At 69.7% G+C, this 13139-nt stretch carries 13 protein-coding genes; 5 read left to right on the plus strand and 8 right to left on the minus strand.

Features of this window, described 5'->3' with window-relative positions; translation table 11 throughout:
* The first annotated feature begins 7 nt into the window (after nt 1–7).
* The 3 genes from HHX37_RS04485 to HHX37_RS04495 all read left to right on the plus strand — a co-directional run bounded on the left by HHX37_RS04485 (nt 8) and on the right by HHX37_RS04495 (nt 3402).
* Nucleotides 8–949 (plus strand): hypothetical protein, encoded by a 942-nt coding sequence (locus tag HHX37_RS04485; protein WP_182883092.1) that lies wholly within the window; start codon nt 8–10, stop codon nt 947–949.
* Nucleotides 950–1112: 163 nt separating this feature from the next.
* Complete coding sequence (locus HHX37_RS04490) at nt 1113–2804, plus strand: DUF4082 domain-containing protein (RefSeq protein ID WP_182884565.1); 1692 nt, start codon at nt 1113–1115, stop codon at nt 2802–2804.
* A 1-nt stretch (nt 2805) separates the two neighbouring features.
* Nucleotides 2806–3402 carry a dTDP-4-dehydrorhamnose 3,5-epimerase family protein gene (locus HHX37_RS04495; protein WP_182884566.1) on the plus strand — a complete coding sequence of 199 codons (597 nt, stop codon included), beginning with the start codon at nt 2806–2808 and terminating at the stop codon, nt 3400–3402.
* Nucleotides 3403–3430: 28 nt separating this feature from the next.
* On the opposite strand, the gene HHX37_RS04500 is transcribed toward HHX37_RS04495, so the two are convergent.
* The 4 genes from HHX37_RS04500 to HHX37_RS38100 all read right to left on the minus strand — a co-directional run bounded on the left by HHX37_RS04500 (nt 3431) and on the right by HHX37_RS38100 (nt 8300).
* Complete coding sequence (locus tag HHX37_RS04500; RefSeq protein WP_182884567.1) at nt 3431–4933, minus strand: MBL fold metallo-hydrolase; 1503 nt, start codon at nt 4931–4933, stop codon at nt 3431–3433.
* Between the two features lie 179 nt (nt 4934–5112).
* On the minus strand, nt 5113–6183 hold the full coding sequence (locus HHX37_RS04505; RefSeq protein WP_111700642.1) for a 2-oxoacid:ferredoxin oxidoreductase subunit beta: 1071 nt from the start codon (nt 6181–6183) through the stop codon (nt 5113–5115).
* Nucleotides 6176–8020 carry a 2-oxoacid:acceptor oxidoreductase subunit alpha gene (locus HHX37_RS04510; protein WP_138459418.1) on the minus strand — a complete coding sequence of 615 codons (1845 nt, stop codon included), beginning with the start codon at nt 8018–8020 and terminating at the stop codon, nt 6176–6178. Before HHX37_RS04510 ends, HHX37_RS04505 begins: the two co-directional genes overlap by 8 nt.
* Before the next feature lie 196 nt (nt 8021–8216).
* Nucleotides 8217–8300, minus strand: a complete 84-nt coding sequence (locus HHX37_RS38100; RefSeq protein ID WP_368856965.1) for a putative leader peptide — start codon at nt 8298–8300, stop codon at nt 8217–8219.
* A 219-nt stretch (nt 8301–8519) separates the two neighbouring features.
* Between HHX37_RS38100 and HHX37_RS04515 the strand changes: the two genes are divergently transcribed.
* Both HHX37_RS04515 and HHX37_RS04520 read left to right on the plus strand, forming a co-directional pair.
* A complete protein-coding gene (locus HHX37_RS04515; RefSeq protein WP_396774790.1) occupies nt 8520–9017 on the plus strand; it encodes an NADH-quinone oxidoreductase subunit B in 498 nt (165 codons plus the stop codon).
* A complete protein-coding gene (locus tag HHX37_RS04520) occupies nt 9014–9538 on the plus strand; it encodes an NADH-quinone oxidoreductase subunit C (RefSeq protein ID WP_182884569.1) in 525 nt (174 codons plus the stop codon). The genes HHX37_RS04515 and HHX37_RS04520 overlap by 4 nt, the downstream gene beginning before the upstream one ends.
* Before the next feature lie 97 nt (nt 9539–9635).
* Here HHX37_RS04520 and HHX37_RS04525 read toward each other — a convergent pair whose 3' ends face one another.
* The 4 genes from HHX37_RS04525 to HHX37_RS04540 form a co-directional block, all read right to left on the minus strand.
* Nucleotides 9636–9968 carry a hypothetical protein gene (locus tag HHX37_RS04525; RefSeq protein ID WP_133305990.1) on the minus strand — a complete coding sequence of 111 codons (333 nt, stop codon included), beginning with the start codon at nt 9966–9968 and terminating at the stop codon, nt 9636–9638.
* Complete coding sequence (locus HHX37_RS04530) at nt 9965–11947, minus strand: hypothetical protein (protein WP_182884570.1); 1983 nt, start codon at nt 11945–11947, stop codon at nt 9965–9967. Before HHX37_RS04530 ends, HHX37_RS04525 begins: the two co-directional genes overlap by 4 nt.
* Nucleotides 11948–11983: 36 nt before the next feature.
* Nucleotides 11984–12244, minus strand: a complete 261-nt coding sequence (locus HHX37_RS04535) for a hypothetical protein (protein ID WP_133305991.1) — start codon at nt 12242–12244, stop codon at nt 11984–11986.
* A gap of 111 nt (nt 12245–12355) precedes the next feature.
* Nucleotides 12356–13096: a ComEA family DNA-binding protein gene (locus HHX37_RS04540; protein WP_208758775.1), complete on the minus strand. Its 741-nt coding sequence runs from the start codon at nt 13094–13096 to the stop codon at nt 12356–12358.
* Between the last annotated feature and the right edge of the window lie 43 nt (nt 13097–13139).

Raw genomic sequence — 13139 nt, forward strand, 5'->3', positions numbered from 1 at the left:
ACAACGTATGGCACCGGCAGGGTGGGGGAGGCTGGTCGCGGCCCTTCTCGCGGGCGCCGTCGTCGGCGGAGCGGTCGTGTGGCTGGTGGCCGTGCCGCGTCCCGGCGAGGAGCGGGAGAGCCTGCATGTGCGCGCGACGGCCACGCCGTCCTCCCGCGCCTCCGGCGCCATCGACGCGTCCCGGTGGCCGAACGCGAAGACGACGGGGGTCGGCGACATCCAGCTGATCCCCAACCCGGTCCTCCGGGTGACCACCCCGGGCGAGGTGATCGACGGCTACGAGGTCCACGGAGACATCAGCGTCGAGGCCGACGACGTCGTCATCCGCCGCACCCGGGTCGTCAGCGACTCCCACCAGGGCTGGGGAATCATCCAGCGGCAGGGCGTCGGCGGCCTGGTGATCGAGGACAGCGAGATCGTCAGCACGCCGGGACACAAGATCGACCAGGCGGTGCTCAACTTCGGCGGCATGCTGACCGTCCGCCGTACGAACATCTCCGGAACCGCCGACGGCGTTGTCACCTCGCACGGCCTCATCGAGGGCAACTACATCCACGACCCGTCGCCGGGCAAGGACGACCACGTCGACCTGATCCAGGCGGGGAGCGGTCCCGCGGCCGGCCTGAAGCTGATCATCAGGAACAACACCCTGTTCAACCAGCAGGAGCAGACCTCGGCCGTGGGCCTGTTCCAGGACTTCGGCGCCCCGCACGACGTCCTGATCGAGGGCAACCTGCTGGGGGGCGGCGGCTACAGCCTCTACGCGGGGCGGGGGGCCGACGACAAACACGCCACCAGCAACATCAAGGTCATCAAAAACGTCTGGACCCGGCAGATCTTCCCCAAGGGCGGCCGATGGGGACCGGTCAACGCTTGGGAGTCCGCCGGGCGCGGTAACGAGTGGCGGGACAACGTCTGGCTCGACACCGGCCGTCCGGTGGAGCCGTGAGGACGGATAATTCCGACACTCGGTTTGTTTAACTGAAAAATAGACGAACTCTGCCATTCTTGTTGTCTCGCCGTGTCGCAGCCGCAACAATGACCGCTTGGGTATATCGCTGAGTCGGCGGAAACGAGGCGCTCGACCGGGCGCGTAGGTCGGAGGCAGAGCGATGGTACGTAGCTCGAGGCGCGCGAGCGGCCGGCGGAGCCGGCTGCCCGGCCTGGTGTCGCTGCTCGCCGCCTGCGCCGTCGGCGGAGTCGCGGTCACCGTGGCCCTCACCAGCCGTTCGCCCGAGACGTCGCTCGGCCCGACGGTTCCCGTCGCCCAGGAGCGGGTCCTGCAGGCCAGCTTCGCGCCGGAGTCGCAGTCGGCCAGGACCCGGCGCGATCCGATGCCGGTCGAGGTCGGCATGCGGTTCGTCCCCCAGGTCGAGGGTCAGGTCGTCGCGCTGCGCTTCCTCAAGGCGCGGGGCGACTCCGGCCGGCACATCGGGAGCCTGTGGAGCGACCGCGGGGCGCTGCTGGCTCGCGTCACCTTCCGCTCCGAGACCAGCCGAGGCTGGCAGGAGGCCCGTCTGTCGGCGCCGGTGGCGCTGGAGGCCGGACGCACCTACACGGTCTCCTACAACAGCGGCGCCGGCAGGTACGTGGCGCAGCGCGGGGTGTTCACGCAGGGGCCGCTGGAGGTGGGCCCCCTGGTCGCGCCGGCGGAGCGCAACGGCGTCTTCTCCTACGGCCGGCCGTCCTTCCCCCGGCGTTCCAACCCCGCCGGCTACAACTACTTCGTCGACGTCGTCTTCCGTTACACCACGGTGGTCCCGGATCCGGCGGGCGAGGAGGGCGAGCCGCCGGCCTCGGACCCGACAGAGCCCCCCCAGAAGCCCGCGGAGACGCCGGGGGCGCCGGTGACGCCGGCGTACCCGGACGACACGGCGACGACCACGCCTGCGGCGACACCGACGGTGACCGTTCCCGTCACGCCGCCCGTGACGCCGCGCGTCAGCCCGCGCGTCACCCCGACCACGGGGCCCGGCCGCTCCGCCACTCCCACGGCGACGTCCGAGCCGAGCTCGAAGCCCACCCAGGCTCCGCCGCCGGCGAACGGATTCCCCGACGCCTCCACCACGGGCCCCGCGAAGGGCACGGTGTTCACCCGGATGAAGGGCGGCGAACTCCGGCAGAACGGCGCCGTCTACGACGGCGTGGAGTTCACCGACGCGATCGACGTCTACGCCGACAACGTGACCCTGCGCAACTGCAGGATCATCACCACCGGAGAGTGGGGCGTCCAGCTCAGGAACGGCCACGGCAATCTCGTCGTCGACCACTGTGAGATCGCCGGGGACGGCAGGCGCCAGCTGGCCGTGGCCGTCAAGAACATCGGGGACGGCGACATCACGATCCGCGGCAACGACATCCACGACGCGACGGACGCGATCAACACCGGGCGCGGGACCATCGAGGGCAACTACATCCACGACCTGCGCGCGTTCACCGGGGACCACGTCGACGGCATCCAGACCGAGGGCTCGTCGGGAAGCGCACCGCTGGTGATCAAGAACAACACCATCCTCAACCCCGTCGGCCAGACGAGCGCGATCATGCTGGCCACCAGCCTCGGTCCCGTCACCAACGTCCTCATCCAGGGCAACCTGATCGGCGGCGGAGGTTACTGCTTCTACGGCGGCGGTGACAAGGCCGGGTCGAGCAGGAACGTCGTGGTCCGCGACAACGTGTTCAGCCGCTCGCTCTTCTCCAACTGCGGCGCGTACGGCCCGGTGGCGCACTTCGACAGATCGGCGCCGGGCAACGTGTGGCAGAACAACGTGTGGCAGGGCACCCGGACCACGGTCGAACTCTGACATGAGACGACTGCCGATCGCCGGGGCGTACACCTTCACCCCGGCGATCCACGCCGACGACCGGGGCGACTTCCTCGAGTGGTTCAAGGCGGACGGGCTGGCGGAGGCCGTGGGGCACTCCATGCGCCTCGCCCAGGCCAACTGCTCGGTCTCCCGCCGGGGGGTGCTGAGAGGCGTCCACTTCGCCGAGGTGCCGGTCGGCCAGGCGAAGTACGTCACCTGCGTGGCCGGGTCCGTCGTCGACGTGGTCGTGGACCTCAGAACCGGGTCGCCCACCTTCGGCCGCTGGGAGGCCGTCGAACTGGACGACGTCACGAGGAGGGGCGTCTACCTCGCCGAGGGGCTCGGGCACGCCTTCATGGCGACCAGCGAGCGGGCCACGGTCGTCTACCTGTGCTCGGAGCCCTACGCGCCCGGGCGCGAGCACGGGGTGCATCCCCTCGACCCCGAGCTCGGCATCGCCTGGCCGGCCGGCCTGGAGCCGATCCTGTCGCCGAAGGACGCCGCCGCCCCCACGCTGTCGGAGGCCATGGCCGCCGGCCTGCTGCCCGCCTACGACGAATGCCTGGCGTACTACGACAAGCTCCGCGCCACGTAGTCGCGGCTCCCGGCGCTCCGGCGAGCCGTCAGGTCAGCGGTTCCACCCGCAGGGGCAGCGTGCCGCCGTCGACGCACTCTCCCGTGGTCGCGTCCCACTTCCAGTGGTGACGGGGGCACTCGACGACGCCGTCGCAGATGACGGCATGGCTGAGGTCCTCGCCCGCGTGCGGGCAGAACCGCTGCATGCGCAGACCGTCACGCTCGATGGTCTCGGTGTTCTGCCGCTCCCGCAGCATCTGCATCGTCTGCACGGGCTGGTTGCCGTACCGCAGCAGGCTCATGAAGGTCAGGTCGAAGACGTCGGGCTCGCGGTGCAGGCCCACCCGCATGGACAGCAGGGCCTCCTCCCAGCCGGTCCGCTCCTCGATCACCGCCCGCATCGTCCTGGGGCACAGCAGGAGCGTGTACTCGGGGTCGTACGGCTCCTCGCCCTCGATCACGAAGTGCTCGGCCAGGTGGCCCAGGCGCACGTCCCACATGCGGCCGTCCGCCACCAGGCGGACGTCCTTGGCGAAGTCGCCCAGGAAGCGCTTGTTCCAGCTCTGCAGCTTGGCGAAGTACGCCTCGATCTCCTCGGTGGTCACCGGCTCCGCCGGCTCGTCGTAGAACGCGCCCCACTCGTCGCGGCGCCGCTCCCGATAGGCGGCGAGGTCCTCGGCGGGCGGCGCGTCGCTGTCACGTTCCACCAGCGTGCCGCCGGGCTGGTCGTCCAGCCGTACCACGTCGCCCGGGAAGAGCCGCAGCACCTCGACGCCGGGGCACGCTTCGGCGAACCGGTCCGCCACGTCCTCCCACTGCGGGAAGATCGTCGCCTCCCTGTCGTTGTACGGCTCCAGGACCGGATCGAGGAAGCAGGCCGGGCCCGCCGACGGCAGGTAGGCGGCGGCCCCGGTGATCCGTACCTTGCGGTAGAGCGTGTCCAGCAGGTCCCCCCGGACGGCCTCGACCTTCTTCCGCATCACCTCGGGCGGATAGTCGTAGCAGTTCGGGTACCACATCGCGCCCGAGTACTGCGCGGCGAGCAGGTCGACGTCGCCGGGCAGCTCCGACATCGGGGTGTTGCAGTCGTTGAGATCGAGGAAGCGGTAGCCGTCCAGGTCGAGCAGGAGCCCGCTGTCCTCCTTGTGACTGGTGTCGAGGTACATCGTCACGGTGAAGCCGGGCGCGAGCTCGTGGGACTCCTTGTGGCCCAGCGCCACGACGTCGGCGAAGCCCAGCGCGGCGAACCGCTTCACCATGATTCTCGAGCGGTACCGGGGGACGATCACGGTGATCGACCTGTCCAGCATGCGTAACAGGCGCTCGTCGTAATGGTCCTCGTGGGCGTGGGAGACGTAGAGGTAGTCGAAACGACCACTGGTCACCACGTCCAGAAGGTGCCGGTTGTCGGGGTACGGAAACCACGAGTGCAGGAACGCGGGGTAGAACCAGGGATCCATGAGCAGCCGGACGCCCTGGTGCTCGGCGATGAACCCGGCATGGCCCAGATAGCGCAGCCCTGTCCCGGGCGCCCGGCGGTACAGGTCCATCAACAGAGCCCCTCCGTAGCGTCGGCACACTGATCCCACTCGGGCACCGCCCCGCGGCGCGGTTCGAGTATGCCATTCACGGCCCCCGGAAAATGGGGACTTGTGGTGATGCCTTCGCCTTCAGAAAAAGCCCCGGCCCCGGTCCTGAAGAACCGGGGCCGTGAGGTTTGTCGGTCGCGTCAGCCGATGGTCCAGGTGTCCCCGCCGTGGAGCAGGTCGGCGAGGCTGCCCTCGCCCTTGTCGGCCGTGGCCGTGGCGAGCTGCTCGTTCAGCAGGTGGTCGTAGGACGGGCGGTCGATCGAGCGGAAGACGCCCATCGGCACGTGCTCGAACGCCGGCTCGTCCAGCCGGGACAGCGCGAACGCGAGCGACGGGTCGGGGTTGTGGGCGTCGTGCACCAGGATCTCCCCGTCGGCCACCTCGGCGCGGCGCACGACCTCGACGCCGCCCGTGGGCGACAGCCGTACGGCCCGCTCGTTCTCGCCGGTGCCGAACACGATCGGCTGACCGTGCTCCAGCCGTACGGTGATCTCGTCCCGGGTGCCCGGGTCCTTCAGCGTGTCGAAGGCCCCGTCGTTGAAGATGTTGCAGTTCTGGTAGATCTCCACCAGCGAGGCCCCGCGGTGCTCGGCGGCCTGGCGCAGCACGCCCTGCAGGTGCTTGCGGTCGCTGTCCATGGTCCGGGCGACGAACCCGGCCTCGGCCCCGAGCGCCAGCGAGATCGGGTTGAACGGCTTGTCCAGCGAGCCCATGGGGGTCGACTTGGTGATCTTGCCGATCTCGGAGGTGGGGGAGTACTGCCCCTTGGTCAGGCCGTAGATCCTGTTGTTGAACAGCAGGATGTTCAGGTTGACGTTGCGGCGCAGCGCGTGGATGAGGTGGTTGCCGCCGATCGACAGCGCGTCGCCGTCACCGGTGATGACCCACACCGACAGGTCGGGCCGGGAGGCGGCCAGGCCGGTCGCGATCGCCGGTGCCCGCCCGTGGATCGAGTGGAAACCGTAGGTGTTCAGGTAGTACGGGAAGCGGGAGGAGCAGCCGATGCCGGAGACGAACACGATGTTCTCCCGGCGCAGCCCAAGTTCGGGCAGGAAGCTCTGCACCGCGGCGAGGATCGCGTAGTCGCCGCAGCCCGGGCACCAGCGCACCTCCTGGTCGGACTTGAAGTCCTTCAGGGTCTGCTTGGAGTCGGTGCGCGGGATCAGGGCCAGGCCCTTGCCGTTGAGGCCCCCGTTGAAGCTGTCAGACACTCTCGATCACTTCCCCGATGACGGCGGCGAGCTCCTCGGCCTTGAAGGGGAGCCCCCGCACGCGGTTGTAGCTGATCACGTCGACCAGGAAGCGGGCTCGCAGCAGCATGGCGAGCTGCCCGAGGTTGATCTCCGGCAGCAGCACCTTGTCGTAGGAGCGCAGCACCTCGCCGGTGTTGGCGGGCAGCGGGTTCAGGTGACGCAGGTGCGCCTGGGCCACCTTGTGCCCGGCCGCGCGCACCCGCCGGGCCGCCGCCGCGATCGGCCCGTACGTCGAGCCCCACCCGAGCACCAGCACGCGGGCGTCGCCACTGGGGTCGTCGACCGTCAGATCGGGCACGTCGATGCCGTCGATCTTGGCCTGGCGCAGCCGGACCATCCTGTCGTGGTTGTCGGGGTCGTAGGAGATGTTGCCGGTGCCGTCGGCCTTCTCGATGCCGCCGATCCGGTGCTCCAGGCCCGCCGTGCCCGGCACCGCCCAGGGGCGGGCCAGCGTCTCCGGGTCACGCTTGAACGGCAGGTACGTGCCGTCCTCGCCGTTGGCCTCGGTGGTGAAAGGTGCGGAGATGTCGGGAAGCTCCGACACCTCCGGGATGCGCCAGGGCTCCGAGCCGTTGGCCAGGTAACCGTCCGACAGCAGCATCACGGGCGTGCGGTACTTCACCGCGATGCGCGCCGCCTCCACCGCCATCGTGAAACAGTCCGACGGCGTGGCCGGGGCCAGGACCGGGACCGGGGACTCGCCGTTGCGGCCGTACATGGCCATCAGCAGGTCGGTCTGCTCGGTCTTGGTCGGCATGCCGGTCGAGGGGCCGGCCCGCTGCACGTCCACGACGATCAGCGGCAGCTCGGTGGTCACCGCGAGGCCCACGGTCTCGGCCTTCAGCGCGACGCCGGGGCCCGAGGTGGTGGTCACGCCGAGCGACCCGCCGAAGGAGGCGCCCAGCGCGGCGGCCACCCCGGCGATCTCGTCCTCGGCCTGGAAGGTGCGGATGCCGAACCGCTTGTGCTTGGACAGCTCGTGCAGGATGTCGGAGGCCGGGGTGATCGGGTAGGAGCCCAGGAACAGCGGCAGCTTCGCCTGCACCGCCCCCGCGATCAGCCCGTACGCCAGGGCCTGGTTGCCGGAGATGTTCCGGTAGACGCCCGGCGTGAGGGTGGCCGGCTTGATCTCGTAGGAGACCGAGAACGACTCCGTCGTCTCGCCGTAGTTCCAGCCCGCCTGGAAGGCCGCGATGTTCGCCTTGGCGATCTCGGGCTTCCGCGCGAACTTGGACTCCAGGAACTTGACCGTGCCCTCGGTCGGCCGGTTGTACATCCACGACAGCAGGCCGAGCGCGAACATGTTCTTGGCCCGCTCGGCGTCCTTCTTCGAGATGTCGAAGCCGTCGAGCGCCCGTACGGTCAGCGAGGTGAGCGGCACCGCGTGAAGCCGCCACTCCTTCAGCGAGTCGTCTTCCAGCGGGTTGCCCGGATAGCCCACCTTCTGCAGGTTGCGCTTGGTGAACTCGTCGGTGTTGGCGATGATGTCGGCGCCGCGTGGCAGGTCGCCGATGTTCGCCTTCAACGCGGCGGGGTTCATCGCGACGAGCACGTTGGGCGCGTCGCCGGGGGTCAGGATGTCGTGGTCGGCGAAGTGCAGCTGGAAGCTCGACACCCCGGGCAGGGTGCCGGCGGGCGCACGAATCTCCGCCGGGAAGTTGGGAAGCGTCGACAGGTCGTTGCCGAACTGGGCCGTCTCCGCCGTGAACCGGTCACCGGTGAGCTGCATTCCGTCGCCGGAGTCACCCGCGAACCGGATGATCACGCGGTCGAGCTGCTGAACCTGCTTGGTCACAGCTCCTCAGTCCTCCTTGACGCGCCCAGGCCTGTCTGCTTGTGGCACGTTGTCATGTCCATGCTAGATCCATCGGGGTCAGGCTGGTTTCTCCGTAGTGCGCACTTGACGTGCTGTCTACCGGGACTTGCCGGCCCGCCGTCTGCGGGGTGTTTCCACTGGTTGCTCCGGCCGCCGGGGTGGCGCACCGTCAGCCTCATGAACCGTCCGGGCGACACAGGCCCGAGGCGAGCCGGCACAGGTCCACGTGCAAGCGGGCGACGAGCATGGGTCGGGTCACGATCCTCAACTATATGCGGGGGATCGGGCTGAGACCGTCAGCGTTCAGCCCTTGAGATCGCGCCCCCCGATATTCAGGGGTACCCGGTAGGCGGTGCGAGGGGGCATTCCGGCTCATCTGCCGTGGTCATGGGCTGTTTCCGGGCCGGACGTGACCGGTCCCTCCGGCGGAGGACAATGGGGGTATGGCGGTGAGCACATGCCCGTGAACGATCTTCCGATGCCGACGGTGGGCCCGATGGCGCGGCCGCTGCCCGAGCCGATGCGGTTCGTGCTGAACTGGGGCCGCCGCTACTCACTGTGGGTGTTCAACTTCGGCCTGGCGTGCTGCGCCATCGAGTTCGTCGCCACCTCCATGAGCAGGCACGACTTCATCCGCCACGGGGTCAGCCCGTTCGCGGACGGCCCCCGCCGCGCCGACCTGCTGGTCGTGTCGGGCACGGTCACCGACAAGATGGCCCCGGCCGTGCGGCGGCTGTACGAGCAGATGCCCGACCCCAAGTACGTCATCTCGTTCGGCGCCTGCTCCAACTCGGGCGGGCCGTACTGGGACTCCTACTGCGTGACCAAGGGCGTCGACCAGATCATCCCGGTGGACGTGTACATCCCGGGTTGCCCGCCGCGTCCCGAGGCCCTGCTGCACGGGATCACGAAGCTGCAGGAGAAGATCGCGGGCGAGACGGCCGCGAACCCCTCCCTCCCGGGCGCGGACTCGTGAGCGCCCTGCCGGAGCCGTACGGCTCCCGCGTCGGCGACTCCTTCGGCCAGGCCGTGCTCGACGTGGAGCCCGGCGAATGGATCGACGCGCTGACGGCCGCGCGCTCGGCCGGGTTCGCGTTCTTCGACTGGCTGACCGCCGTGGACGAGCCGCCGGAGGAGTTCTCCGTCGTGGCCCACGTGTTCGACCCCGTCGCGTTCGCGCACCTGCTCATACGCACCCGGGTGCCACGCGCCGACCCCCGCCTGCCGACCGCGACGGGCGTCTTCCGGGGTGCGAACTGGCACGAGCGCGAGACGTACGAGATGTTCGGCGTGGTGTTCGACGGCCACCCGGACCTGCGCCCGCTGCTGCTGCCGGACGGCTTCGAGGGCCACCCGCTGCGCAAGGACTTCGTGCTGGCCGCCCGGGTCGCCAAGGCGTGGCCGGGAGCCAAGGAACCGGGGGAGTCCGGCCAGGGCTCCCCGAGCCGCCGCAGGACGCTCCCCCCGGGCGTCCCGCCCGGCTGGGGGTCCTCCTGAGGGGACTCCCGCAACCGGCGCGCTCGACGCCGTGCTACTCCCGCGCCGCGCTCCTGCCGCGCCGTGCTCCGGCCGCACCTGTGACGGCGGTGCGGCATCAGAACGGGCACCTCCACCCCGGCCACGCCGCCGTCGCCTCGTCCTCCCACGCCTGCAGCGTCTTCCCCTCGTAAACCGTCTCCTCGTGATCGCTGCGCCACGTCACGAGTTCCGCACTGGGCTGTACCTTCTCGCCCTTCAACCACGGCTGGTGCTCGAGATGCGCGGCCGGGATCCTGTCGTGGTCGACGAGGCACTGCACCACCGCCACGAGCGCGGCATCGCGTTTCTTCACCTCGTCGTTCACCGGAGGAGGCGGCTTTCTTTCAGTGCACGCGGACAGCAGGACAAGGGCGCACATCGCGAGCACTGCAAGTCTTGTCGTCGTCACTGCTGCATCCTCATGGCGGTCTGCGCATCCGTGATCCAGTCCGTGAGTGTCTTTCCCGCATATCGCGTGTCGGCGTGCAGACTGATCCAGTCGACCAGAGCGGCATCGGGAATCACACGCCCGCCTCTCACCCAAGGCGCGTCCGGTGGCGGATGCACCGCTCCCGCGTCCAGGAGCCCCTGGACCACAGGAACCTCCACCTGGAAGACCTGCCGCCTGGAGGCATCCATGTCGGCCTTGAGAGCCTTCAGAGCGTGCCCTGTGTCCAAGGTGTCGTTCAGTGCAGGTGTGGCCAGGGCGGTCATGATCTGTGCCATCGTTCCCGGCCCGAAGGGATTGGAGAAGCTGAGGGCGCCGAACCCGCCGCTTGCCGTCGCGAGCAGCACCTGGTCTCTGGCGGCCTCCTCGTCGGCGCGTAGCTCCTTCTCGAAGTGGTGGGTGTTCTCCACCCGTTGGATCAAACCGAAGAGACCGCCCATCTCTCTCAGGTAGTTCCGGTCGGAAGGGTCCTGGATGGTGGCCGCGACTGCCGTACTCACGCGAGAGGCCATCAAGCCCTTGAACACGCCGAACTCCTCGGGTTTCTGCAGGGCCTGCGTGAAAAAGCCCTCCAGCTCATCGAGTTTGTTGATGGCCACCCAAGGATTGGACGGTTTGTTCCCTTGCTGCAGAGCGCCTGAGGCGAAGTCGTGATTCACCGACTGCGCGAAGTCGGGAAGGTGCCGCCCCGCAACGTAGATCAACGCCTGGCGGACATGGTTGGGAAGCACCGTCTGAGGGTGGAGTCTGGCGAAGTCGGCGGTGGCTTGGACGATGTGGACGACGGACCAGGCGGACTCCTCGGCGTCGGCGGAGGTGCCGCGTTCGGCGGAGACGGCGGCCTTGAGGAAGGCCCCCACAGGAGTCGAAAGGTCCACCCGGCCGGCGGGGGGAAGCGCGCCTCCCGGATGCACGTACGAGCTGAGGAACCGGCCGGGATCGTAGCCGGGGGTGTGCCAGGAGTCGCTGACCAGCATGCGGGCGTACCTGAGGCCGGTGGCGGGGTCGCCGAGCACGTGGCGGGCCGCGACGCCGTTCTCGGCGGCCCGTTGCAGGACGGCCCCGACGGCGTCGAACTCCGCCATGAGGCGCTGGTGACGGGTGGCGCCGGTGTCGGTCTCCGCCTCGCCGCGGGCGGGCGGCCAGATCGTCTTGCCCGCGGCGCGGGCGTCGAGCATGGCCCGGGTCAGGTCGGCGAGCAGGCGCGGGTCCCACGAATGGCCGTCCGGGCCGTACTTGGCCAGCATGCCGGCCGACCAGGGGTCGGAACCGCGGGTCATGGCGTCGCGGGCCGCGGTGGAGAGGAGAGGACGGCTCTCCTTGCCGGTGCCCACGCGCATCCGGCTCGCGGCGGCCAGCGAGGCGCCGAGCGCCCGCAGGATGCCCACGCTCTCCGCGCTGAACAGGGCCGGTCCGGTGCGGTTGTACAGCGTGCGGGCGGCCTGTACGGCGAGCGGCCCGGCGCCCGCCCAGAAGGCCGCCTGGTAGTCCTTGTCGGCGAGGTGACGTTCCAGGTGCTCGGGCAACGTCGACAGGGCGGCGCGGGCCGCCTCGGGGTCCTTGGCCGCGAGGGCGGCGGTCAGCGCCTCGGCGTCACGCCGGCCCTGGTCGCCGCTCCGCCCGGTCGCCTCCCAGTCCAGCCGTACGACCGGGGGACGGGTGAAGACCGGCCCGAGCACGCCCGGGGCCCGGGTCATGACGCTCCACCCCTGTTCCCTGGCCAGTTCGTACGCCCTGGTCGTACGGGCGTCCATGTCGCGGACGTCGTCGAGCGCGGCGGCGATCAGGCGGGAGAGCGAGGCGAAGCTGAGTTCACTGCCCCATTTCTGCATCTTCTGGTGAATCGCGGAGCCCTGCCGGGCGAGCAGGTCGTGAAGATGTTCCAGCCGTTTGGTCAGCTCCTTCAGATTCTCGGGATCGACCCCGACGAATTCCCCCATTGCGTCCCCTCTCCCGGCGAACTCCGTGACGACGGGTTATGAGGCGGCCCTCCGGCGTTCCGCCTCCTCGACACGGGCGACGAGATGCGGCTGCTCGGTGAGAACGGCGTCGAGCAGCTTGGTGAGCTGGACCTTTCGCGCCTGCCAGCCGGCGGCCCACTGATCGGCCGCCGGGCCCTGCCAGGTGTGGTCGCCGAACATCGGGGGCACGGCGCCGAGCGCATCGAGAATGTCCCGCGCGGCGGCGCCGGCCGCGGCCATGTCCGCTCTGCACTCGGCGATTTCCGGTGCCGTCACTGGTGCCCTCCAGCTGTCGCGGCTGACGAAACGCGCAAGGAGCACTTCGCAGCCTAGAGAAACGCATCTCGAATAACCAGTGATATGTGACTGCGGCCGGAATCGGGGCGTTTATGAGAGAAAGATGCCGTATTCGGCGAGATCGGCGGTGAGGTGGGGAGGCAGTGACGCGGCGGCGGAGACGTCCTCGGCCGAGACGAAACCGCCCACCTGCTCCCGGACCCGTACGACCTGGTCGGCGAGGGCGAGGGTCATCCCCGGCAGGCTCGCGATGATCGGAGCGGGAGCGCGGTTGAGGTCGACCAGGCCTCCGTCGTCGTACTGCCGGGGCAGGTCGGGCCGTCCGATCCGCAGTTCGCGCGCCATCGCGGGATCCCGCTCGGCCAGTTCCCTCGCCTGCTGCCGCAGCGTGCGCCGGTGCTGCGCGACCGCCAGCGCGTGCTCGTTCAGCGTGGAGGGCTGCGAGGCGAGGCCGAAGACCCGCTTCCTGATCAGGAAGGAGTGCAGGGTCCCGCCGAGCCAGGGACCGAGAGCGCCGATCACGATGGCGGCGGTCGCCGGCCACGGGGTGGGGACGTCTTCGTAGACCACGCTGTTGTAGAGCCACGCCGCCGTCAGCGCGGCGTACCCGGCGGCGGACAGGCCGAGCGCGGCGCTGCGCCGCCGGACGGCGGCGTACAGCATCGTGAAGGGCGTGCCCGCTCCGCAGGTGAAGAGCGGGACGAGCGCCCAGAACACGCTGGCGGCGCCGGACGGCGGTTGCGGTGGCGGCGGCGGATAGCCCCCGTAGTAGGGATTCGGTGGTCCCTGCGGTGCGGGAGGGTAGCCTCCCGGTCCCCCATAGCCGTTCATGGTCCAGACGATACGGATTCGTCGCCGTTTGTGCGTGCCCTTC

Source organism: Microbispora sp. H10885, from assembly GCF_014161415.1.
Lineage (GTDB): Bacteria > Actinomycetota > Actinomycetes > Streptosporangiales > Streptosporangiaceae > Microbispora > Microbispora triticiradicis.

Excerpts from the sequence above, each read along its gene's own strand:
- HHX37_RS04485 (WP_182883092.1), top strand. The coding sequence starts at position 8 with ATGGCACCGGCAGGGTGGGGGAGGCTGGTCGCGGCCCTTCTCGCGGGC.
- HHX37_RS04490 (WP_182884565.1), top strand. The coding sequence starts at position 1,113 with ATGGTACGTAGCTCGAGGCGCGCGAGCGGCCGGCGGAGCCGGCTGCCC.
- HHX37_RS04495 (WP_182884566.1), top strand. The coding sequence starts at position 2,806 with ATGAGACGACTGCCGATCGCCGGGGCGTACACCTTCACCCCGGCGATC.
- HHX37_RS04500 (WP_182884567.1), bottom strand. The coding sequence starts at position 4,933 with ATGGACCTGTACCGCCGGGCGCCCGGGACAGGGCTGCGCTATCTGGGC.
- HHX37_RS04515 (WP_396774790.1), top strand. The coding sequence starts at position 8,520 with ATGCCGACGGTGGGCCCGATGGCGCGGCCGCTGCCCGAGCCGATGCGG.
- HHX37_RS04530 (WP_182884570.1), bottom strand. The coding sequence starts at position 11,947 with ATGGGGGAATTCGTCGGGGTCGATCCCGAGAATCTGAAGGAGCTGACC.
- HHX37_RS04540 (WP_208758775.1), bottom strand. The coding sequence starts at position 13,096 with ATGAACGGCTATGGGGGACCGGGAGGCTACCCTCCCGCACCGCAGGGA.